This window comes from Muricoccus nepalensis, assembly GCF_006438825.1.
Lineage (GTDB): Bacteria > Pseudomonadota > Alphaproteobacteria > Acetobacterales > Acetobacteraceae > Roseomonas > Roseomonas nepalensis.
Genome location: NZ_RCZP01000003.1, coordinates 16526 through 36305 on the forward strand (window position 1 = coordinate 16526; position 19780 = coordinate 36305).

Here is a 19780-nt window from a genome sequence, read left to right on the forward strand (position 1 = left end):
GCCCCTCTAAGCTCGGACGGGTTGTGCGGTGGTGTTGTGCTGGAGGGCGTCTCGGGCGGCTTGTACGATCTGGGGTGAGTTGAGGCCGGCGAGGTCGTACTGCTTCCTGGGCGTGTCGTGGTCGATGTAGGCGTCGGGCAGGGTGAGCGGGCGGAAGCGGAGCCCGCCGTCGAGGAGCCCGGCGTGGGCGAGGTGGTGGGCGACGAGCGACCCGAAGCCGCCGACCGAGCCCTCCTCGACGGTGAGCAGGACGGCGTGGGTGCGGGCGAGGCGCTCGAGGAGCTCGGTGTCGAGCGGCTTGGCGAAGCGGGCGTCGGCGACGGTGCAGGAGAGGCCCTGGGCCGCGAGCTCGTCGGCGGCGCGCAGCGCCTCGGCCAGGCGGGTGCCGTAGGAGAGGAGGGCGATGGTGGTGCCCTGGCGGAGCACGCGCCCCTTGCCGATGGGCAGCACCGTGCCACGGGCGGGGATCTCGAGGCCGGTGCCCTCGCCGCGGGGGTAGCGGAGCGCGATCGGCCCGCTGTCGTGGGCGGCGGCGGTGGCCACCATGTGGGTGAGCTCCACCTCGTCGCTGGCGGCCATCAGCGTCATGTTCGGGATGCAGCCGAGATAGGCGACGTCGTAGGCCCCGGCATGCGTCGCCCCGTCCGCCCCCACCAGCCCCGCCCGGTCCATGGCGAAGCGCACGGGCAGGTTCTGGAGAGCCACGTCGTGCACCACCTGGTCGTAGGCGCGCTGGAGGAAGGTCGAGTAGATGGCCACGAAGGGCCGCAGCCCCTCGCAGGCCATGCCGGCGGCGAAGGTGACGGCGTGCTGCTCGGCGATGCCGACGTCGAAGCTGCGGCGCGGGAAGCGCTTCTCGAAGGCGTCCAGCCCCGTGCCGCCGGGCATGGCGGCGGTGACGGCGACGATGCGCGGGTCGGCCTCGGCCTCGGCGATGAGCGCGTTGGCGAAGACCTTCGTGTAGGAGGGCGGCCCGGGCGGCGCCTTGGCCTGCTCGCCCGTGACGACGTTGAACTTGACGACGCCGTGGTACTTGTCGGCCGCCGCCTCGGCGGGCTGGTAGCCCTTGCCCTTCTGGGTCACGACATGGAGCAGAATGGGCCCGCTCTCCTCGGCGTCGCGCAGGTTGCGCAGCACCGGCAGCAGGTGGTCGAGGTCGTGCCCGTCGACGGGGCCCACGTAGTAGAAGCCCATCTCCTCGAAGAGCGTGCCGCCGGTGAGCATGCCGCGGGCGTACTCGTCGGCGCGCCGGGCGGCCTCGGCGATCGGGCGCGGGAAGCGCCGGGCAAGGCGGGCCATGACCTCGCGGATGGAGAGGAACGGGCGGGACGAGATGAGGCGCGACAGGTAGGCCGACATGGCGCCCACGGGGCGGGCGATCGACATGTCGTTGTCGTTCAGCACGACGATGAGGCGCGACTTCGCGGCGCCCGCGTTGTTCATCGCCTCGTAGGCCATGCCCGCCGACATGGCGCCGTCGCCGATCACCGCGATCACCGCCTGGCTGGACCGGTCGGCCACCCGCGCCGCCGGCAGCGAGGCGACCGCCCCCGCGCCGCCCCCGGCGCCACCGCCAGCCCCGCCCCCCTGGGCCGCCAGCAGGTCGCGCGCGACCGCCATGCCGAGCCCGGCCGAGATCGAGGTCGAGGAGTGCGCGGCGCCGAAGGGGTCGTACTCGCTCTCGGCGCGCCGCGTGAAGCCGGACAGCCCGCCGCCCTGGCGGAGCGTGCGGATGCGGTCGCGCCGCCCGGTGAGGATCTTGTGCGGGTAGGCCTGGTGCCCGACGTCCCAGATCAGCCGGTCGGACGGCGTGTCGAAGATGGCGTGCAAGGCCACCGTCAGCTCCACCACCCCGAGGCTCGCCCCCAGGTGCCCCCCCGTCGTCGAGACCGCGTCCACCGTCTCGAGGCGCAACTCGTCCGCCAGCTGCCGCAACTGCTCCGCCGAGAAGTTCCGCAGGTCCGCCGGAACCCTCACCCGGTCCAGCAACGGCGTCGGCACGCGTCCAACAGGCAACGACATGAAAACTTCCCTAGCCGTTCTAGTTCTTGCGCCGGATCACGTGCGAGGCCAGGGCCCGCAGGAGGTCCGCACGATCGTCGAAGTTGTCGAGATGGGTCACGGCCTGATCCACAAGCCGCTCCGCCTGGGCCCGGGCGCGCTCGGGGCCGAGCAGGCCCAGCAGCGTCGCCTTGCCGGCACCGGCGTCCTTCCCGGTGGCCTTGCCGGCCTCCTCGGGCGTCGCGGTGAGGTCCAGCAGGTCGTCGGCGATCTGGAAGGCCGCGCCCACCTCGCGCCCGTAGGCGCCCAGGCACTGCCGCTGGTGCGCCCCGGCCTTGCCGAGGATGGCCCCGGCCTCGGCCGCGAACTCGATCAGCCGCCCGGTCTTGAGGAGCTGCAGCCGGCCGACCGCCGCCTCGTCGAGGGGCTCGGCCGCCTTCTCCGCCATCATGTCCAGCATCTGCCCGCCGACCATGCCGCGCGCGCCGGCGGCCAGCGCCAGGTGCAGGCAGAGCTCGGCCCGGACCGCCGGGTCCGAATGCGTCTCGGGGGAGGCCAGCACCACGAAGGCCTGGGTCTGCAGCGCGTCGCCGACGAGGATCGCCGTCGCCTCGTCCCAGGCGCGGTGCACGGTGGGCTTGCCGCGGCGGAGGTCGTCGTTGTCCATCGCCGGCAGGTCGTCGTGCACGAGGGAGTAGGCGTGGAGCATCTCCACCGCCGCCGCGACGCGGAGCGCCGACTGGGGCGCGACCCCGAACTGCCGCGCGCCCTCGATCACGAGGAAGGCGCGCATCTTCTTGCCGCCGCCCATGCAGGCGTAGCGCATGGCCGCAAAGAGCGGCCGCTCGTCCCCTTCCTCGGCGGGAAGGAGGGCGTTCAGCGCCTCGTCCACCTCGGAGGCGACCGCGGCCATGGCCGCCCTCAGCCCGGCGTCGTCCACGACGGGGCTCCCCGCGACGGCGCCGCTCATTCCACGTCCCTCAGCGTGGGGCCGCCGGCGGCGGGGACCAGCGCCTGCACGCGGGCCTCGGCCTCGGCGAGCTTGCGGTCGCAATGGGCCCGCAGCGCCGTGCCACGGGCGTAGGAGTCCATGGCCTCCTCGAGCTTCGCCTGGCCGCCCTCGAGGCGGCGGACGATGGCCTCGAGCTCGCTCATCGCCTCCTCGAAGGACAGGCTCTCCACCTCGGGAGGATCGGTTTCGTTCATCGGGGATTCCGGTGGTCAGGCGTGCATGAGGGCGCGGACATGGGCCGCCGTGGAGCGTCCGAGCGCGTGGAGGTCGTAGCCGCCTTCCAGCATGGAGACCACCCGCCCGCCGCAGGCACGGTTCGCGAGGGCGCAGATGGCCTCGGTCAGCCAGGCGAAGTCGTCCTCCACCAGCCGCAGCATGGCGAGGGGATCGGCCTTGTGGGCGTCGAAGCCGGCGGAGACGACGATCAGGCCGGGGGCGAAGGCCTCCACCGCCGGCAGGATCTCGCGCTCCCAGACCCGGCGGAAGGCCGGGCCGTCCGTTCCGGGCTCGAGGGGCAGGTTGAGGATGTTCCCCGCCCCGGTCTCGGAGGCCGCGCCCGTGCCGGGGTAGAGCGGCATCTGGTGGGAGGAGGCGAGCATCAGCGAGGGCTCGTCCCAGAAGGCGGCCTGGGTGCCGTTGCCGTGGTGGACGTCGAAGTCGAGCACGGCCACGCGCTCCACCCCGTGCGCGGCCTGGGCGTGGCGGGCGGCGATGGCGGCGTTGGCGAAGAGGCAGAAGCCCATGGGCGAGGCGAGCTCGGCGTGGTGCCCGGGCGGGCGGACCGCGCAGAAGGCGCGCGGGAACTCGCCGCGCATCACGCTGTCCACGGCCTCCACCCCGGCGCCGGCGGCCCGCAGCGCGGCCTCCGCCGAATGGGCGTTCATCGAGGTGTCGGCGTCGAGGTGGACGCGCTGCCCCTCGGCGGGACGGGTGCCGAGGATGCGGTCCACATGGGCGGCCGGGTGCACCCGCAGGAGCTGCTCCCGCGTGGCCTCCGGGGCCTGGGCGCGGACGAGGGCCGAGAACTCCTGCGCCTCCAGCGCCCGCATCACGGCACGCAGCCGGTCGGGGCATTCCGGGTGGCCGGGGCCGTTGTCGTGCCGGAGGCAGGCGGGGTGGGTGAGGAGGAGCATCAGGCCTCGCCCTCTCCGGCCGGCGCCTCGTCGCGCTTGCGGAGCGTGTAGCGGTAGACGCCATCGCTCTCGCTGAAGGAGACGAGGGCGTGGCCCGTCTCCCGGCAGAAGGCCTGGAAGTCGGCCACGCTGGCGGCATCGGTCGCCAGCACCGTCAGCCGCGCGCCCGGCGCCAGGGCCCGTAGCGCCTTGTTCGCCTTCAGCACCGGCAGGGGGCAGGTCAGGCCCTGGACGTCGAGCAGGGTCTCGTTCGCGGCGGCCTTCGGGGAGGTTCGCGAGGACGGCCTTGGGCCGGAAGCCGGGAGGGTGGGTGGCGGTGCCATTGGGCCGGGCAATCCACCACCTGCGCCGCCACAAGTCCAGCGCCGCGACGGACACGATGGACGCAGCCGTGAACGGCCCCCGGGCTGGACGGCGCCGCGCGGCCCCGGCATTCATCGGCCATGGCGATCAAGCTCGGCGTGGACCTCGGCGGGACCAAGACGGAAATCGTGGCGCTCGATGAGCGCGGGGAGGTCCTGCTCCGGCGCCGGGTGCCCACGGGGCAGGGCTACCGCGGCATCGTCGAGACGATCGCCGGGCTGGTCACCGCGGCCGAGGCGGAGCTCGGCGGGACCGGCACGGTCGGCGTCGGCATCCCCGGCAGCATCAACCCGCACACCGGCCTCGTGCGGAACGGCAACACCCAGGCGCTGAACGGCAACCCGCTCGACAAGGACCTCGCCGCCCTGCTCGGGCGCGAGGTGCGGGTGATGAACGACGCCAACTGCCTCGCCATGAGCGAGGCGGCGGACGGGGCGGGCGCCGGCTACCCCGTGGTCTTCGCGGCCATCCTCGGCACCGGCTGCGGCGGCGGCTGGGTGGTGGACGGGCGGCCACTCGACGGCCTGAACCGCGTCGCCGGCGAGTGGGGCCATACCCCGTTGCCCTGGATGCGCCCCGAGGAGTTCCCCGGCCCCGCCTGCTGGTGCGGCCGCCAGGGCTGCCTCGAGACCTTCCTCTGCGGCCCCGCCATCGCCGCGGACACCGACGGGCCGGGGCACCGGGACGCGAGCGCGGTGGAGGCCCGGGCGCGGGCCGGCGACGCCGTGGCGCTCGCCGGCCTCGCCCGCCACGCGGACCGCCTCGCGCGGGCGCTGGCCCTCGTCGTCAACGTCGTCGACCCCGACGTCATCGTCCTCGGCGGCGGGGTGTCCAACTACGAGCACCTCTACCGGGAGGTGCCGGACCTCATGGCGCCCTGGATCTTCGGGGACGCCAAGAAGGTGAACCTGGTGCGGGCGAGGCATGGCGACAGCTCCGGCGTCTTCGGCGCCGCCCGCCTCTGGGACAAGGGCTGAGCCGCCCCTCCCCGGCGACTCGGGCCCGCCGCGGCCCCCCGTGCTAGGATGGCGCCATGCCTTCCCTCTGCCGGGACTGCTTCGCGCGACCCGAGGACCATCCGCGCCGCTGCGCCGCCTGCGGCTCCGCGCGCCTCGCGCGGCACCCGGAGCTCTTCCGCCTGCCGATCGCCCATGTCGACTGCGACGCCTTCTTCGCGAGCGTGGAGAAGCGCGACCGGCCGGAGCTCGCGGGCCGGCCGGTGATCGTCGGCGGCGGGCAGCGGGGCGTGGTCTCGGCCGCCTGCTACGTGGCCCGCACGCGGGGCGTGCGCTCGGCCATGCCGATGTTCAAGGCGCTGCAGGCCTGCCCGGACGCGGTGGTCATCAAGCCGGATTTCGCGAAATACGTCGCCGCCTCCCGCCAGGTCCGCGCCCTGATGGAGGAGCTGACCCCGCTGGTGCAGCCCATGTCCATCGACGAGGCGGTGCTCGACCTCTCCGGCACCGAGGCGCTGCACGGCGCCCCGCCCGCCGCCGTCCTCGCCCGCTTCGCGCGGCGGGTGGAGTCCGAGGTGGGCGTCACCGTCTCCATCGGCCTCGCCCCCAACCGGCTCCTCGCAAAGATCGCGGTGGAGCGGGACAAGCCCCGGGGGCTGGCCTGCATCGGCGCGGCCGAGGCCGCCTCCCTCCTCGCGCCCGAGCCCGTCACCATCCTGCCGGGCGTCGGGCCGGCCTTCGCGGCGAAGCTCGCCGGCCTCGGCTACGCGACGCTCGGCCAGCTCCAGGGCCTCGACGCGCGGGAGGCGCTCCGCCGCTTCGGGGAGGAGGGGCCGACCCTCGTCGCGCGCGCGCGGGGCGAGGACGCGCGCCCCGTGAACCCCGACCGGGAGACGAAGTCCATCTCCGCCGAGACCACCTTCGAGCGCGACCTCGCGACGGCCGCGGAGATGGAGCCCATCCTCTGGCGGCTCTGCGAGAAGCTCGCCCGCCGCCTTGCCGAGAAGGGCTTCGCGGCCGGGGGCGTGGTGCTGAAGCTCAAGACGGCCCGCTTCGCGCAGCGCACCCGCAACATCCGCCTCCCTGGGGCGAGCGCGGTGCCGGAGACGCTTTACGCCACCGCCCGCTCCCTCCTCGCGCGGGAGGCGGACGGCACGCCCTTCCGCCTCATCGGCATCGGCGCCGCGCCGCTGGTCGAGGCCGCGGGGGCGGACCGGGGGGACCTGGCCGACCCGGAGGCGCCGCGCCGCGCCGCGCGCTGGGCCGCCATGGAATCGCTCCGCGCCCGCTTCGGCGAGGGCGCGGTGCTCGCCGGCCGCGGGCTGGAGGCCCGGCGCCCCGACCCGTCGCGCCCGGCTTCCCCGCGCCCGGAAACGCGGCGGCCCGCGGCCCGGCGCTGACCCCTCAGCCGCCGACGCGGCCGACGAGGGAGGCGATGAAGAGGCCGAGCGCGACGTCGAGCAGGACGAAGAGCGCCGCGCGGACGCCGCTGATCCGGAGCGCCTTCTGCGCCACGAACCACTCCATCCAGAGCGCGTAGGCGAAGGCCACGAGCAGCAGCAGGTTGGCGACCCCCGGGGGCAGCAGCGCCCCGAGCAGGGTGGCGGCGAGCAGCGCGGCGTATAGGGCCAGGTTCGCCCAGTTCCAGGCGGCGATGAAGAGCGGCCAGAGCGGGCCTCGCCCCGAGGCGTCCACCAGGGCGAGGGAGGCCAGCGGGAAGGCCACCCAGCCGAGGACGTAGCCGATCAGCTCCGCCGGCAGGCCGGCGCCGAGAAGGGCATCGTTGCCGAGGGAGCGGATGGCGAGGAAGGGCAGCAGGCAGAGGGCGCCCGCCCAGAAGGAGCGCGCGGTCCCCTCCATGGAGAGCAGCGCGTGGCGCAGCCCCTCCTCCTTCCCGCGGGCGAGGAGGATGGCGGCCCGGATCCCGGAGACGATCTGCGCCTCCGTGCTGACGCCGGGGCCGCTCAGGCGAGGCACTCCCGGATGACCGCGCCGTAGAGCGAGGCGAGGCGCCGCAGCTCGTCGACCGGCGTGCGCTCGTCCACCTTGTGCATCGTCGTGCCGACGGCGCCGAGTTCGGCGACCGGGCAGAAGCGGGTGATGAAGCGCGCGTCCGAGGTGCCGCCGCCGGTGTCGAGCACGCCCTCCTCGCCGGTCTCGGCCCGCACCGCGCGCCGGATCGCGTCCACGAAGGGGCCGGGCCGCGTCCGGAAGGCGTCGCCGGAGGAGAGAAAGCTCGCCTCGTGCCGCGGCGCCTCCTCGGCCAGGATGCCGCGGATCCAGGCCTCGAGGCTCGCGGCCGTGTGGGTGTCGTTGAAGCGGATGTTGAGCCGCGCGGTCGCGCGCGGCGGCACGATGTTGCCGGTGGGGTTGCCCACGTCGACGGTGGTCACCTGCAGCGTGCTCGGCTGGAACCACTCCGTGCCGGCGTCGAGCGGCGCCTCGGTCAGCCGGGCGAGGACCCGCACCAGCCGGTGGACCGGGTTGTCGGCGCGGTCCGGGTAGGCGACGTGCCCCTGGGTGCCGTGGACCGTGATCCCGGCCGAGACGCTGCCCCGGCGCCCGACCTTGATGGTGTCCCCCAGCCGCTCCCGGCTCGTCGGCTCGCCGACGAGGCACATGTCGGGAAGAAGGTGGTTCTCCGCCATCCAGTCGAGCACGCGGGTTGTGCCGTCGGTGGCCACCCCTTCCTCGTCGCCGGTGATGAGGAAGGAGAGGGTGCCGCGGTCGGCCGTGCCATCGGCCACCGCGTCGGCGGCCGCGGCCAGGAAAGCGGCCACGCCCCCCTTCATGTCGACCGCGCCGCGCCCGTGGAGCACGCCGTTCTCCACCGCGCCCTCGAAGGGGCCGTGCCGCCAGCCCTCGCCGGGCGGCACCACGTCCGTGTGGCCGGCGAAGCAGAGATGCGGCCCGTTGCCCCCGGAGCGGCGGATGGCGAAGAGGTTCTCGACCTCCCCGAAACGGAGTCGCGTGAGGGCGAAGCCGAGCGGCGCCAGCGCCCCCTCCAGCACCGCCATCGCCCCCTCGTCCGCGGGCGTGACGGAGGCGCAGCGGATGAGGGCTTGCGCCAGGGGCAGCGGGTCGGTCGCCATCAGTCGCGCAGCAGCTCGTTGATGGAGGTCTTCTCGCGGGTGCGGGCGTCGACCCGCTTGACGATGACGGCGCAGTAGAGCGAGGGGCCCGGCGAGCCGTCCGGCAGCGGCTTGCCCGGCAGGCTGCCCGGCACCACGACGGAATAGGCGGGCACGCGCCCGACGAAGACCTCGCCCGTCGCGCGGTCGATGATCTTGGTGGAGGCGCCGAGGAAGACGCCCATCGAGAGCACGGCGCCGCGCTCCACGATCACGCCCTCCGCCACCTCAGAGCGGGCGCCGATGAAGCAGTCGTCCTCGATCACCACGGGGTTGGCCTGCAGCGGCTCCAGCACGCCGCCGATGCCGACGCCGCCCGAGAGGTGGCAGTTCTTCCCGATCTGCGCGCAGGAGCCAACGGTGGTCCAGGTGTCGACCATCGTGTTCCGGTCCACGTAGGCGCCGAGGTTCACGAAGCTCGGCATCAGCACCACGCCGGGCGCGATGAAGGCGGAGCGGCGGACGACGGCGCCGGGCACCGCGCGGAAGCCCGCCTCCTTGAAGCGGTTCTCCCCCCAATCCGCGAACTTCAGCGGCACCTTGTCGTAGGCGCCGGCGGCCGCGTCGGTCACGACGCTGTCCTCCAGCCGGAAGGAGAGCAGCACGGCCTGCTTGAGCCACTGGTTCACCCGCCAGCCGCCGGCGCCGTTGGGCTCGGCGACGCGGGCCCGGCCGGAGTCGAGCGCCTCGAGCACCGCCTCCACCGCGTCGCGGTCCTCGCCGGTCGTCGTTGGCGTGAGGTCGGCGCGGCGCTCCCAGAGCGCCTCGATGCGGGGCTGAAGGGAGGGGAGGTCCATGGCGGCGTCCTGCGTGCGGGGCGCGGCCCCCTTCGCCCGGCGGCGGCACGCTGTCAACGAGGCGCGGCCGGCGGGGCATGCCCCCGGCCGGATTCACCTTTTCTTTCCCTCCCGCCGGCAAACTCCGGGCCGGCCGGACTTCCCGCCTGGGGGGAACCCGGCCGACACCTGGAGGCGTTGATGGATGCCATGATGGCTCTCTCGCCCCGCCGCATGGACGATGCCGGGCGGGCGCGATTGGCGGAGCGGGCGGATACGCCGCCCGAGATGCTGTTCTTTCTCGCCAACGACCCCGCCACCAGCGTCCGCGCCGCCATCGCCGCCAACGCCGCGACCCCTGCCCTCGCCGACCAGCTCCTGGCGCGCGACACCGAGACCGGCGTGCGCCGGGTGCTCGCGCGCAAGCTCGCGGCCCTGGCGCCGCTCCTCGACCCCGAGGCGACCGAGCGGCACCGGCGGATCCACTGGGAAACGCTCCTCCAGCTCGTGCAGGACGTCGCCGTGCCCGTGCGCGCCGCGATCGCCGACCTGGTGGCGGAGCAGCCCGACGTTCCCCGGCCGCTCATCCTCCGCCTCGCCCACGACATCGCCATGGCCGTCGCCGAGCCGGTGATCCGCGGCTCGCCCCTGCTCGAGGAGGCGGACCTCATCTGGCTCGTCGCCAAGCCGCCCGTGCCGGAGACCCTCGTCGCCGTGGCCCGGCGGCCGAACCTGCCCGAGGGGCCCTCCGACGCGCTGGCGGAGCGGGCGGACGGGCCTTCCGTCGCCGCCCTCCTCGCCAACGCCACCGCCCGGCTGCGGGAGGAGACGCTCGTCGCCATCGCCGACGGCTGCGCGGCGCAGAAGTCCTGGCAGGCGGCGCTCGTCCGCCGCCCCGGGCTGAGCGAGGCGGTGCTGCGCCGCCTCAGCGGGCTGCTGGCGGAGGAGGCGCTGCGCTCGCTCCTCGCCCGGCCGGACATCGACAAGGAGGCCCTCGGCGCCGCACCCGGGGCCGCCGCGCCGGCCGCCGCCTCGGGCGCCATGGACGAGGCGAGCTTCGTCGCCGCGGCGCGCCGGGGCGGCGTGTCGGACTGCGCGCGGATCCTCGCCGCCCTCTGCGGCCTGCCCGCGGGGGTGGTCTTGCGGGCGCTCGAGCGGCGGGAGGCGCCGGCGATCGTCTCGCTCTGCTGGAAGGCGGGCCTTTCGCCGAGCACGGCGGTCTTCGCCCAGATGCGCCTCGCCGGGAGCAAGGCGGAGGAGCTCCTCATCCAGCCCGGCGGCATCTGGGCCATGGACAAGGACCTCATGCGCCGCCACGTCGAGCGGCTCCTCGCCACGGCCTGAGCGGCCGCGGCGGGACGGTCAGGGCTTGATGAGGGTCCCCGGCCCCTCGGCCGTGAACAGCTCGGCCAGCACCGCGTGGGGCACGCGCCCGTCGAGGATCACCGCCCCCTGCACGCCCTGCTCGATGGCGTAGATGCAGGTCTCGACCTTCGGGATCATGCCCGCCGAGATCCAGCCAGCCTCGATGCCCGCGCGCACCTCGGCGACGGTCATCTCCGGGATGTGCACGCCGTCGGGCCCGCGCACGCCGGGCACGTCGGTCAGCATCAGCAGCCGGGCCGCGCGGAGGGCGCCGGCGATCGCGCCGGCCGCGGTGTCGGCGTTGATGTTGTAGGTCTGCCCGTCGGCGCCGACGCCAACCGGCGCCACCACCGGCACGATGTCGGCGCCCATCAGCAGGGAGAGCACCTTCGTATCGACGTGCTCCGGCTCACCCACGAAGCCGAGGTCGAGCACGCGCTCCTCCTTGCTCTCGGGGTCGCGCACGGTGCGCTGGGCCTTGCGGGCGCGGATGAGGTTGCCGTCCTTGCCGGAGATGCCGACCGCGATGACGCCCGCGCGGGTGATGGCCTCGGCCACCTGCTTGTTGACGCTCCCCGCGAGGACCATCTCGACGACGTCCACCATCTGGGCGTCGGTGACCCGCAGCCCGTTGACGAAGGTGGACTGGACGTTCAGCCGCTTGAGCATGGCGTTGATCTGCGGCCCGCCGCCGTGCACCACCACGGGGCTGACGCCGACCTGCTCCAGCAGGGCGATGTCGCGGCCGAAGCGGAGCGCGCTCTCCTCCTCGCCCATGGCGTGGCCGCCGTACTTCACCACCACCACCTGGTCGTCGTAGCGCTTCAGGTAGGGCAGCGCGCCGGCGAGGATGGCCATCTGGTCTTGCGCGTCGGTGTTCATGGCGATTCCAGCAGGGCGGGTCGACGCGGCCGGGACCGCGGGTGGGCGGGGGTGGTAAGGGTCCGGCCCCCGCCCGGTCAACCCGGGGCGCGCCGGCTCGGTGATCGCTCAGCCGGAGGCGGCGATCTCGGCGAGCGCCGCGCGCAGTTCCGGGATGCCGGTCCCTTTGGCGGCCGAGGTCGTCATCACGACCGGGTGGGCCGCCACGCGCTTGCGCACGATCTCCGCCATCTCGGCCTGCCGCTTGAGGAGGCGTGAGGCCGGCTTTGCGTCGTCGGACTTCGTGAGCACGATCTGGAAGGGCACCGCGGCCTCGCCGAGGAGGTCCATCGCCGCGCGGTCGCCGTCCTTCGTCTCGATGCGCGCGTCCATCAGCAGGATGACGCGTCGGAGGGTCGGGCGGCCCCGCAGGTAGTCGAACATCATCCCCTGCCAGTCCGCCTTCACCGCCTTGCTCGCGGCCGCGAAGCCGTAGCCGGGCATGTCCACCAGCGTCAGGCGGGCGATCTTCCGCTCCGGCCCGTCCCCGGGGGCGGGCTCGCCCGCCATGAAGAAGTTGAGCTGCCGGGTGCGGCCCGGCGTGTGCGAGACGCGGGCCAGGCCGTGGTGACCCGCCAGCGCGTTGATGAGGGACGACTTCCCCACGTTCGACCGCCCGCAGAAGGCCACCTCCGGCGCGTCCGGCGGCGGCAGGCCCTCGAGCTTCTGGGCCGCGAAGAAGAAGCGCACGGGGCGGGCGAAGAGGAGGCGCCCGGCCTCCATCATCGCCTCTTCCTCGGGCGTACGGGCGGGAGCGTCGCTCACGTCCGGGCCAGCGCCTTCTCGTTCGCCCGCGCGATCCGGTCCTCGCGGCCGATGTAGTACTGCTGGGCGACCGAGAGGAGGTTGTTCCAAGACCAGTAGATCACCAGACCCGCCGGGAAGCTCGCCAGCATGAAGGTGAAGATGATCGGCATGAAGGCGAAGAGCTTCGCCTGGATCGGGTCGGGCGGCGTCGGGTTGAGCTTGAACTGGATGAACATCGTGATGCCCATGATGATCGCCCAGGCCGGCATGTGCAGGAAGGCCGGCGCGTCCCAGGGGATGAGCCCGAAGAGGGTGAAGAGGTTCGTCGGGTCGGGCGCCGAGAGGTCGCGGATCCAGCCGAAGAAGGGCGCGTGCCGCATCTCGATGGTGACGAAGAGCACCTTGTAGAGCGAGAAGAAGACGGGAATCTGCAGCAGGATCGGCAGGCATCCCGCGGCCGGGTTGATCTTCTCGGTCTTGTAGAGGGTCATCATCTCCTGCTGCATCTTCGCAGGATCGTCCTTGTTGCGCTCCTTCAGCTCCTGCATCTTCGGCCCGAGCGTCTTCATGCGGGCCATCGACTTGTAGGACTTGTTGGCCAGCGGGAAGAACAGGATCTTGAGGGCGATCGTGAAGATCAGGATCGCCACGCCGAAGTTGCCGGTCAGCTTGTAGAGCCAGTCCAGCCCGTAGAAGAACGGCTTGGTGATGTAGTAGAACCAGCCGAAGTCGATCGCCTTGTCGAAGTCGGTGATGCCGAGGTTGGACGTGTAGGAGTCCAGCAGGTGCACCTCCTTCGCGCCCGCGAAGAGGCGGGTGGCAAAGCCGGCGGTGGCGCCCGGCTCGGCGGTCACGGCCGAGGTCGGGCTGAAGTCGACCTGCCAGCGGTCCTGCCCGCCCTCGCTCGTGTGGCGGAAGGCGGCGCGGTCGCGGCCCGCCTGGTCGACCGGGGCCAGCGCGGCCAGCCAGTACTTGTCGGTGAAGCCGGCCCAGCCGCCGGCGCCCTCCTGCTCCAGCGCCGGGCCGCCGTTGCGGCGGGCGGCCTCGGTCTTGGCGTCGGCGTACTTCGTCTCGCGGAGGCGCCCGTCGAGGACGCCCACGAAGCCCTCGTGCAGGATGTAGTAGCCGGCGACGACGGGGGTGTGCTCGCGCCGCACGCGGGCCCAGGGCAGCACCTGCACGGGCTCGGCGCCGGTGTTCACCACCCGCTGCTCGGCAGTGACCATGAAGTTGGCGTCGAGCGAGAGCGCGATCTCGAAGCGCTGCCCGGCGCCGTTGTCCCAGCGGAGCGTCACCGGGGTCGCGGGCGTCAGGCTGCCGCCCTCGGCGGTCCAGTCGGTGCTGGGGCCGGGCACGGCGGTGCGGCCGTCGGCGGCCGTCCAGCCCCACTGGGCGAAGTAGGCGGCCGGGTCCTCGCGAGGGGCGAGGACACGCACGTTGGGGCTGTTGGGCTGGATGGTCTCGCGGTAGTCGCGCAGCACGAGGTCGTCGAGGCGCGCGCCGCGGAGGTTGAGGCTGCCCTCGACCCGCGGGCTCTCGATGCGCAGCCGCGGCGCGGGGGTGATCGGCGCGCCGTCGTTGCCGCCGGTGCTGGCGACCCCGGCCGGGTTCAGCGCCGTGTTCGCCTGCGGCAGCGGCACGCTGCTCGTCTGCGACTGCTGCACGTTCTGCGCGGCCTGGCGCTGCGCCTCCCGCGCCGGGCGGTTGAAGACGTCGAACATCAGCAGGATGCCGATCGAGATCGCGATCGCCGCGAGAAGTCGCTTGTTGTCCATCGGGTCCGGCGTTCAGGTCTTCTTTGCGGGGGGCACGGGGTCGTATCCGCCGGGGTTCCAGGGATTGCAGCGGAGCACGCGGCGGGCCGTGAGGGCGGTGCCGCGGAGCGCGCCGTGCTCGGACAGGGCCTCGAGGCCGTAGGCGCTGCAATGAGGGTGGAATCGGCAATGGGCGCCGATGAAGGGGCGCAGCGTGAACTGGTAGGCGCGTATGCCCAGCTTCAAGGCCTCGGCCACCGGATCGACGGAGGCGGCGCTCACGGCGGCGCGCTCACGGCAGGGGGCCGGCGCTGCCGGGCAGCACGCCCGCCTGGCGGAGCGCCCCGCGCAGGTCGCCCTGGAGCTGGGTGAAGGGGCGGGCGCGCGTCTCGTCGCGACCGATCAGCACCACGTCCCAGCCCTCGGGCGGCGCGGTGCCAAGGACGAGGCGGGCGGCCTCGCGCAGACGCCGCTTGGTGCGGTTCCGCACCACGGCGTTGCCCACCTTCTTCGTCACGGTGAAGCCGAGGCGCAGCGGCGCGCCCGTGCCGGGCAGGGCCTGGACCACCATCCCCGGCCGCGCCGCACGCTTGCCGCGCTGGGCGGCGCGCAGGAAGTCGCGCCGCTTCTTGATCCGGGGCAGCTTCATGGCCTGAAGGGCGGGTTGGGGGCGCCGGAGTCGATGGCGCCCCGTTCACGGGGTCCCGGGGGCGTTCAGGCCGAGAGCTTCGCGCGGCCCTTGGAGCGGCGGTTGGCGATGACCTTGCGGCCACCCACCGTCTCCATGCGGGCGCGGAAGCCGTGGCGACGCTTCCGGACGAGCTTCGAGGGCTGGTAGGTACGCTTCACGGCGGGACGCTCCGTCTGGATGCTGGCCGGCCTGTCTCGGGGCGCGGCGGCGTGGTGTGGTCGCGGCGGACCGGCGTGGCCGGTCCCTGGTCGCCCGGCAGCCCGGCCCCCCGGCAAGCGGCACCGCGGGGCGGGCGCGCGGACGCGGGCGGCCGCGGCGGGATGCCCGGCGCGGGTGGCGCTGTATAGTTAGGGCGTCGCACCGCCGTCAACCGCCGCCTTCGGTCGCGCCGCCGAGCCCGGTCCATCGGCCTGGATCGTCCCCGCGGTGCGCGCGGCCCCCCTACCCTTCTGCGGGCGGCGCGTTATCCAGGCGCCTCGCGACCGGATGGGAAGAGCATGGCTGAAACCGATATCGCCGTGATCGGCGCTGGCCCGACCGGCCGGGGGATCGCGGGCCTCGCCGCCGCGCTCGGGCTCGGGGTCACCCTGTTCGAGCGGGGCCCCATGGCCGGCGAGGCGCCCGACCCGCGGATCGCCCAGGCCGCGCTCCGGGCGGCGGCCAACCGCTGCGCGGCCGGCACGCCCGTGCCGGACTGGCCCGCGCTCCGCGCCCGCCTGGCCGCGGCGGACGCCGACGCCGCGCCGGAGGCCACGCCCGCGCGCTTCGAGGGCATGGGCGTCGCGGTGGTCCGGGCCGCCGCCCGCTTCGCGGCCCCGGACACGGTTGCGGCCGGCGGCCGCGAGTGGCGCTTCCGCCGCGCCCTTGTCGCCACCGGCTCCACCCCCCTCGTCCCGGCGCTGGAGGGGCTGGAGACCCTGCCCTACCGGACCGCGGACACGATCCACGCCCTGGAGGAGCGCCCCTCCCATCTCGTCGTGCTCGGCGGCGAGGGGGTCGGGCTCGAGATGGCCCAGGCCTTCGCCCGGCTCGGCGCGCGCTGCACCCTTGTCGCCCCCGACGGGCTCGCGCCGGGGGCCGACCCCGACCTGGCCTCGGGCCTCGCCCGCGCCCTCCGCCGGGACGGCGTCGCGGTGGTGGAGAGGGTGGCCGTCGCGCGCGCGGAGCGCCGCGCCACGGGACTCGCGCTCCGCCTCGCGGACGGGAGGGAGGTCGAGGGCTCGCACCTCCTCCTCGCCCTCGGGCGCGTGCCGCACCTGACGGGCCTCGACCTCGCGGCGGCGGGCGTGGCGGCGGCCCATCCGGCGGTGGACAGCGCGCTGCGCGTCGCGGGCAACCGGCGGGTCTGGGCGGCGGGCGGCGCGGCCGGCCGGTCCGGCACGGGCGACCTCGGCGTCCTCGCGCGGACGATGCTCTTCCGGCTGCCCGGCACGCCCCCCGCCCCCACGCCGCTCCGGGCGATCCGGACGGAGCCCGCGCTGGTGGAGATCGGCGCGCCTGGCGAGGGCGACGAGATCCTCCGCTGGCCGCTCGCCGACACCGCGCGCGGCGCCGCCGAGGGGGTGGAGGGGCTCGTGACGCTCCGGGTCGACCGGCGGGGACGCCTCACCGCCGCGGGGCTCCTCGCGCCGGGCGGGCTGGAGATGGCGGGGATGCTCGCGCTCGCGGTCGGCCGCCCGGTCTCGGCGCTGGCCGGCGCCGCCCTGCCCTACCCCACCCTCTCCGCGGCCATCGCCCGGGCCGCGCTGGAGCACCGGGCGCCGGACCTCGCCCGGCCCTCGGTCCGCTGGCTGGCGGGGATTGCGAAGCGGCTGCCTTAGGCCTTTTCTGCACCGCACAAGAACCTGGAATCCATCGCATGACCAAGCTCCTGGAGGGCCGCACGGCCCTCGTCACCGGCTCCACCAGCGGGATCGGCCTCGCCATCGCCCTCGCCTTCGCGCGGGAGGGCGCGCGGGTGATGCTGAACGGCTTCGGCTCGCCCGAGGCCATCCAGTCCGCACGGGACGAGGTCGCGGCCGTGCAGGGCGGCGAGGTCGCCTATTCCGGCGCGGACCTGTCCAACCCCGCCGCGATCCGCGGCATGTGCGCCGACGCGGCCGCCGCGCTCGGCACGGTGGACATCCTCGTGAACAACGCGGGCATCCAGTTCACCAGCCCCGTGGACGAGTTCCCGGAGGCGAAGTGGGACGCGATCCTCGCGATCAATCTCTCCTCCAACTTCCACGCGATCAAGGCGCTGCTGCCGGGCATGAAGGCTCGGAACTGGGGGCGGATCGTCAACGTCGCCTCCGCCCACGGCCTCGTCGCCTCGCCCTTCAAGGCAGCCTATGTCACGGCCAAGCACGGCGTGGTGGGGCTGACGAAGACGGTCGGCATCGAAGTCGCGCGCACCGGCATCACCTGCAACGCCATCTGCCCCGGCTTCGTCCGCACCCCGCTCGCCGAGGCGCAGATCCCGCCGCTGGCCAAGCAGCACAACGTCTCCGAGGAGGCGGCGCTGACGGACTTCCTCCTCGAGAAGCAGCCCAGCAAGCGCTGGGTGGAGGTGGAGGAGGTCGCGGCCATGGCGGTCTATCTCTGCGGGCCGAACAGCGGCGCGGTGAACGGCGCGGCCCTCTCGATCGACGGCGCCTGGACCGCCTCTTGAGCAACGAGGTCCCGGGCGGCGGCCGCGAGGGCCTGCCGCCGATCGAGGGCACGCCCACCGCGCCCGCGGTCGCGCGCCGGGCGGAGCCGCGGAAGGTCAGCCTCGCCCTGCAGGGCGGGGGCACGCACGGCGCCTTCACCTGGGGCGTGCTGCTCCGCCTGCTGGAGGAGGAGAGCCTCGAGGTCGCGGCCATCTCCGGCACCTCGGCCGGGGCGATTAACGGGGCCGCCTTCGCGCAGGGGATCGCCGCCGGCGGGCGCGACGGCGCGCGCGCCGCGCTCGACCGCCTCTGGGGCGAGATCGGGGCGAGGGCGGCCTTCAGCCCCCTCCGGAACAGTCCGCTGGAGCGCCTGCTCTGGGGGCCGGACCTCAGCAACGGCTTCGCCTGGCAGGCCTTCGACGCCCTGACCCGCGCCTTCTCGCCCTACCAGCTCGATCCCTTTTCCTTGACGATGAACCCCTTGCGGAAGGTTCTGGAGGCGGTGCTGGACCTCAGCGTCCTCTGCACCCACCCCGAGGCGCCGCGGCTCTTCGTGACCGCGACGAACGTCCGCAGCGGCAAGCCGCGGGTCTTCGCCCGCCACGAGGTGACGCTCGACGCCCTTCTCGCCTCCGCCTGCCTGCCGGCCCTCTTCCGCGCGGTGGAGATCGACGGAGAGGCCTACTGGGACGGGGGGTTCCTGGGCAATCCCGCCCTCTGGCCGCTCTACGACAGCGGCGGGCCGCCGGACCTCGTGCTGGTCGGCATCAACCCGCTCTCCCGCCCGGAGATCCCGCAGACGGTGCAGGAGATAAACACCCGGGTGAACGAGATCGGCTTCAACGCCTCCCTCATGTACGAGATGCGGGCGATCGAGTTTGTCCAGCGCCTGGTGGACCAGGGCGTGCTCAAGCCGCCGCGGTACCAGCGCCTCTTCATCCACCTGATCGAGGACGAGGCACGGATGCGGGAGCTCGGTCTTTCCAGCAAATACAACGGTGACTGGAATTTCCTTACCACCTTGCGCGAGAACGGCCGCGCCGCCGCCGACGCCTGGCTCGCTGAGCACCGCGACGACCTCGGGGTCCGGGACAGCGTCGACCTGCGCGCCCGTTTTCTTTAGCGGTTTCCGCCAGCGAAAGGCTTGCCGCCGCGTTGCCCTGGAAAGCGTCTCGGGAGAGACGGAACCACGCGAGGGGTGACGGGGGATGCGGCTCTACCTCCTGCTCGATCGGCTGCGCCTGCCGCTCGGCTACGCCGGCAAGTTCTTCCTCGTCGCCTTCGTGGCCACGCACCTCCCCCTCGTCGCGGCCGTCCTCCTTCTCCTGCGGGAGGGCCGGCCGGACTGGACGCTGGTGGGCGTGCTCCTCGCGGCCACCGTCGCCGGGCTGGCGCTCGCCGTCGCCGGCATCCACGCGCTGCTGGCGCCGGTGCGGGAGAGCACCCGGGCGCTCGGCGACTTCGCCGTCAGCGGCGCCCTGCCCGAGCTGCCGCTCGGCCACGCGGACACCGCCGGACGGCTGATGGGCGTGACCCAGGGGACGCTCGCCGCCCTCGACACGGCGCTGACCGCCGCGCGGGGGGCGCAGCGGGAGGCGCTCGAGGCGGCGCGGCGGCGGGAGCGCGCGATGACGGAGGTAACGCACGAGCTCCGCACCCCGCTCAACGCCGTCCTCGGCTTCGCCGAGCTGCTGCAGATGCAGGCCCACGGCCCGCTCGGGCACCGCCGCTACGCGGAGTTCGCGGAGGACATCGCCGAGGGCGGCCGGCACATGCTCGCGCTGATCGAGGACGTGCAGCGCTTCTCCGCGCTCCGCGAGGGACGGGAGAGCCTGCGCCTCGGCCCGGTGGAGATCGGCGTCCCGGCGCAGCGGGCGGCCCGGCTGCTGCGCGCCGAGGCGGCGGCGCGCGGCGTGGAGATCGCCGTCCGCGTGCCGCCGGGCCTCTCGGCCATGGCCGACCCGCAGTCCCTGCTGCAGATCCTGCTCAACCTCGTGGGCAACGCGGCGAAATACGCGGGCCGGGGGTCGCACGTCGCCATCGAGGCGGCGCGGGAGGGAGGGCAGGTCGTGGTGCGCGTCACCGACGACGGTGCCGGCATGGACGAGCCGGGCCTCCGCCTCGCCATGGAGCCCTTCGGGCGCCTGTCGAACACGCCCGAGCGCGGCACCGGCCTTGGCCTGCCGCTGGCCAGCGCCCTCGTGGAGCTGCAGGGCGGCCGCTTCGTCCTCGAGAGCGTGCCGGGCCAGGGCACCACGGCGCACTTCACCCTGCCGGCCCCGCGCCGGGCCGGCTGACGC

21 protein-coding genes are annotated in these 19780 nt (G+C 74.2%); 7 read left to right on the forward strand and 14 right to left on the reverse strand.

What is annotated here, in order from left to right:
* Window positions 1-6: 6 nt before the first annotated feature.
* From dxs to EAH89_RS04585, 5 genes are read right to left on the reverse strand one after another with little or no spacing between them, the layout of a single operon-like run.
* Window positions 7-2022 (reverse strand): 1-deoxy-D-xylulose-5-phosphate synthase, encoded by a 2016-nt coding sequence (dxs, locus tag EAH89_RS04565; protein WP_194152304.1) that lies wholly within the window; start codon window positions 2020-2022, stop codon window positions 7-9.
* 19 nt (window positions 2023-2041) lie between these two features.
* Window positions 2042-2971, reverse strand: a complete 930-nt coding sequence (locus EAH89_RS04570) for a polyprenyl synthetase family protein (RefSeq protein WP_241666865.1) — start codon at window positions 2969-2971, stop codon at window positions 2042-2044.
* On the reverse strand, window positions 2968-3207 hold the full coding sequence (locus tag EAH89_RS04575; RefSeq protein WP_140881617.1) for an exodeoxyribonuclease VII small subunit: 240 nt from the start codon (window positions 3205-3207) through the stop codon (window positions 2968-2970). The genes EAH89_RS04570 and EAH89_RS04575 overlap by 4 nt, the downstream gene beginning before the upstream one ends.
* Before the next feature lie 15 nt (window positions 3208-3222).
* Window positions 3223-4146: a histone deacetylase family protein gene (locus tag EAH89_RS04580; protein WP_140881618.1), complete on the reverse strand. Its 924-nt coding sequence runs from the start codon at window positions 4144-4146 to the stop codon at window positions 3223-3225.
* The gene (locus EAH89_RS04585) at window positions 4146-4388 is read right to left on the reverse strand and encodes a sulfurtransferase TusA family protein (RefSeq protein ID WP_241666882.1); all 243 of its coding nucleotides are present in this window, start codon (window positions 4386-4388) and stop codon (window positions 4146-4148) included. The genes EAH89_RS04580 and EAH89_RS04585 overlap by 1 nt, the downstream gene beginning before the upstream one ends.
* A gap of 201 nt (window positions 4389-4589) precedes the next feature.
* On the opposite strand from EAH89_RS04585, the gene EAH89_RS04590 reads away from it, so the two are divergent.
* Window positions 4590-5486, forward strand: a complete 897-nt coding sequence (locus tag EAH89_RS04590; protein WP_140881620.1) for an ROK family protein — start codon at window positions 4590-4592, stop codon at window positions 5484-5486.
* A gap of 56 nt (window positions 5487-5542) precedes the next feature.
* Window positions 5543-6865: a DNA polymerase IV gene (locus EAH89_RS04595; RefSeq protein ID WP_140881621.1), complete on the forward strand. Its 1323-nt coding sequence runs from the start codon at window positions 5543-5545 to the stop codon at window positions 6863-6865.
* Window positions 6866-6869: 4 nt separating this feature from the next.
* Here the strand turns inward: EAH89_RS04595 and EAH89_RS04600 are convergent, their stop codons facing one another.
* The 3 genes from EAH89_RS04600 to dapD are packed head-to-tail and all read right to left on the reverse strand — an operon-like array spanning window position 6870 to window position 9393.
* Window positions 6870-7442, reverse strand: a complete 573-nt coding sequence (locus EAH89_RS04600; RefSeq protein ID WP_140881622.1) for a hypothetical protein — start codon at window positions 7440-7442, stop codon at window positions 6870-6872.
* Window positions 7430-8557: a succinyl-diaminopimelate desuccinylase gene (gene dapE / locus EAH89_RS04605; RefSeq protein WP_140881623.1), complete on the reverse strand. Its 1128-nt coding sequence runs from the start codon at window positions 8555-8557 to the stop codon at window positions 7430-7432. The genes EAH89_RS04600 and dapE overlap by 13 nt, the downstream gene beginning before the upstream one ends.
* On the reverse strand, window positions 8557-9393 hold the full coding sequence (dapD, locus tag EAH89_RS04610) for a 2,3,4,5-tetrahydropyridine-2,6-dicarboxylate N-succinyltransferase (protein WP_140881624.1): 837 nt from the start codon (window positions 9391-9393) through the stop codon (window positions 8557-8559). Before dapD ends, dapE begins: the two co-directional genes overlap by 1 nt.
* Before the next feature lie 180 nt (window positions 9394-9573).
* Between dapD and EAH89_RS04615 the strand changes: the two genes are divergently transcribed.
* Window positions 9574-10716, forward strand: a complete 1143-nt coding sequence (locus EAH89_RS04615) for a DUF2336 domain-containing protein (protein ID WP_140881625.1) — start codon at window positions 9574-9576, stop codon at window positions 10714-10716.
* A gap of 18 nt (window positions 10717-10734) precedes the next feature.
* Here the strand turns inward: EAH89_RS04615 and argB are convergent, their stop codons facing one another.
* From argB to rpmH, 6 genes are all read right to left on the reverse strand, one after another.
* A complete protein-coding gene (gene argB, locus EAH89_RS04620; RefSeq protein ID WP_140881626.1) occupies window positions 10735-11619 on the reverse strand; it encodes an acetylglutamate kinase in 885 nt (294 codons plus the stop codon).
* Window positions 11620-11727: 108 nt separating this feature from the next.
* Window positions 11728-12423: a ribosome biogenesis GTP-binding protein YihA/YsxC gene (gene yihA, locus EAH89_RS04625; protein ID WP_408906282.1), complete on the reverse strand. Its 696-nt coding sequence runs from the start codon at window positions 12421-12423 to the stop codon at window positions 11728-11730.
* Entirely contained in the window at window positions 12420-14180 is a 1761-nt protein-coding gene (yidC, locus tag EAH89_RS04630; protein WP_140881627.1) for a membrane protein insertase YidC, read from the reverse strand. The genes yihA and yidC overlap by 4 nt, the downstream gene beginning before the upstream one ends.
* Window positions 14181-14192: 12 nt before the next feature.
* Complete coding sequence (gene yidD / locus EAH89_RS04635) at window positions 14193-14417, reverse strand: membrane protein insertion efficiency factor YidD (protein WP_408906284.1); 225 nt, start codon at window positions 14415-14417, stop codon at window positions 14193-14195.
* A gap of 34 nt (window positions 14418-14451) precedes the next feature.
* The gene (gene rnpA / locus EAH89_RS04640) at window positions 14452-14808 is read right to left on the reverse strand and encodes a ribonuclease P protein component (protein WP_140881629.1); all 357 of its coding nucleotides are present in this window, start codon (window positions 14806-14808) and stop codon (window positions 14452-14454) included.
* 65 nt (window positions 14809-14873) lie between these two features.
* Window positions 14874-15008, reverse strand: coding sequence for a 50S ribosomal protein L34 (gene rpmH, locus EAH89_RS04645; RefSeq protein WP_140881630.1), 135 nt, complete (start codon window positions 15006-15008; stop codon window positions 14874-14876).
* Between the two features lie 339 nt (window positions 15009-15347).
* Here rpmH and EAH89_RS04650 point away from each other — a divergent pair, with 339 nt between their 5' ends.
* The 4 genes from EAH89_RS04650 (at window position 15348) to EAH89_RS04665 (ending at window position 19777) form a co-directional block, all read left to right on the forward strand.
* On the forward strand, window positions 15348-16670 hold the full coding sequence (locus tag EAH89_RS04650; protein WP_140881631.1) for an FAD-dependent oxidoreductase: 1323 nt from the start codon (window positions 15348-15350) through the stop codon (window positions 16668-16670).
* A 38-nt stretch (window positions 16671-16708) separates the two neighbouring features.
* Window positions 16709-17500: a 3-hydroxybutyrate dehydrogenase gene (locus EAH89_RS04655; protein WP_140881632.1), complete on the forward strand. Its 792-nt coding sequence runs from the start codon at window positions 16709-16711 to the stop codon at window positions 17498-17500.
* The gene (locus EAH89_RS04660) at window positions 17497-18603 is read left to right on the forward strand and encodes a patatin-like phospholipase family protein (RefSeq protein ID WP_241666866.1); all 1107 of its coding nucleotides are present in this window, start codon (window positions 17497-17499) and stop codon (window positions 18601-18603) included. Before EAH89_RS04655 ends, EAH89_RS04660 begins: the two co-directional genes overlap by 4 nt.
* An 85-nt stretch (window positions 18604-18688) precedes the next feature.
* Window positions 18689-19777, forward strand: a complete 1089-nt coding sequence (locus EAH89_RS04665; protein WP_140881633.1) for a sensor histidine kinase — start codon at window positions 18689-18691, stop codon at window positions 19775-19777.
* Window positions 19778-19780 lie beyond the last annotated feature (3 nt).

What these genes read in the sequence shown, in the direction of transcription:
- EAH89_RS04655 (WP_140881632.1), top strand. Translation starts at nt 16,709, where the DNA reads ATGACCAAGCTCCTGGAGGGCCGCACGGCCCTCGTCACCGGCTCCACC.
- EAH89_RS04665 (WP_140881633.1), top strand. Translation starts at nt 18,689, where the DNA reads ATGCGGCTCTACCTCCTGCTCGATCGGCTGCGCCTGCCGCTCGGCTAC.
- yidC (WP_140881627.1), bottom strand. Translation starts at nt 14,180, where the DNA reads ATGGACAACAAGCGACTTCTCGCGGCGATCGCGATCTCGATCGGCATC.
- dapD (WP_140881624.1), bottom strand. Translation starts at nt 9,393, where the DNA reads ATGGACCTCCCCTCCCTTCAGCCCCGCATCGAGGCGCTCTGGGAGCGC.
- EAH89_RS04575 (WP_140881617.1), bottom strand. Translation starts at nt 3,207, where the DNA reads ATGAACGAAACCGATCCTCCCGAGGTGGAGAGCCTGTCCTTCGAGGAG.
- EAH89_RS04615 (WP_140881625.1), top strand. Translation starts at nt 9,574, where the DNA reads ATGGATGCCATGATGGCTCTCTCGCCCCGCCGCATGGACGATGCCGGG.
- EAH89_RS04570 (WP_241666865.1), bottom strand. Translation starts at nt 2,971, where the DNA reads ATGAGCGGCGCCGTCGCGGGGAGCCCCGTCGTGGACGACGCCGGGCTG.
- EAH89_RS04595 (WP_140881621.1), top strand. Translation starts at nt 5,543, where the DNA reads ATGCCTTCCCTCTGCCGGGACTGCTTCGCGCGACCCGAGGACCATCCG.
- dapE (WP_140881623.1), bottom strand. Translation starts at nt 8,557, where the DNA reads ATGGCGACCGACCCGCTGCCCCTGGCGCAAGCCCTCATCCGCTGCGCC.
- dxs (WP_194152304.1), bottom strand. Translation starts at nt 2,022, where the DNA reads ATGTCGTTGCCTGTTGGACGCGTGCCGACGCCGTTGCTGGACCGGGTG.
- rnpA (WP_140881629.1), bottom strand. Translation starts at nt 14,808, where the DNA reads ATGAAGCTGCCCCGGATCAAGAAGCGGCGCGACTTCCTGCGCGCCGCC.
- argB (WP_140881626.1), bottom strand. Translation starts at nt 11,619, where the DNA reads ATGAACACCGACGCGCAAGACCAGATGGCCATCCTCGCCGGCGCGCTG.
- EAH89_RS04590 (WP_140881620.1), top strand. Translation starts at nt 4,590, where the DNA reads ATGGCGATCAAGCTCGGCGTGGACCTCGGCGGGACCAAGACGGAAATC.
- EAH89_RS04580 (WP_140881618.1), bottom strand. Translation starts at nt 4,146, where the DNA reads ATGCTCCTCCTCACCCACCCCGCCTGCCTCCGGCACGACAACGGCCCC.
- EAH89_RS04650 (WP_140881631.1), top strand. Translation starts at nt 15,348, where the DNA reads ATGGCTGAAACCGATATCGCCGTGATCGGCGCTGGCCCGACCGGCCGG.